Raw genomic sequence first — 311 nt, forward strand, 5'->3', positions numbered from 1 at the left:
AGGCTCGTTTTGCTTTTTTATATCATTCCTTATTTCTTTTTACCTCTTAAAATTAGGCTGTTCCAATTATTTTGCTTAATTTTGCCTGCAAAATAATTTTGAATAAGAAAATGATTGATATAAAAGGTATAACCAAGAGCTTCGGCTCCCTGCAGGTACTTAAGGGCATCGACCTGCATATTGACAAGGGTGAGGTGGTAAGTATCGTCGGACCTAGTGGTGCCGGCAAGACCACTCTTCTCCAGATTATCGGTACCCTCGACAAGCCAGATAGTGGCAGCATAGAGGTGGACGGCATTGATGTGCGCAGC

At 42.4% G+C, this 311-nt stretch carries 1 protein-coding gene; it reads left to right on the forward strand.

Annotated elements, in window-relative coordinates:
• Window positions 1-110: 110 nt before the first annotated feature.
• On the forward strand, window positions 111-311 hold a 201-nt coding region (locus tag ACTQ53_RS17730; protein WP_441934640.1), incomplete at its 3' end, for an ATP-binding cassette domain-containing protein.

The sequence above is a fragment of the Prevotella sp. Sow4_E9_plate genome, from assembly GCF_052116205.1.
Taxonomy (GTDB): Bacteria; Bacteroidota; Bacteroidia; order Bacteroidales; family Bacteroidaceae; genus Prevotella.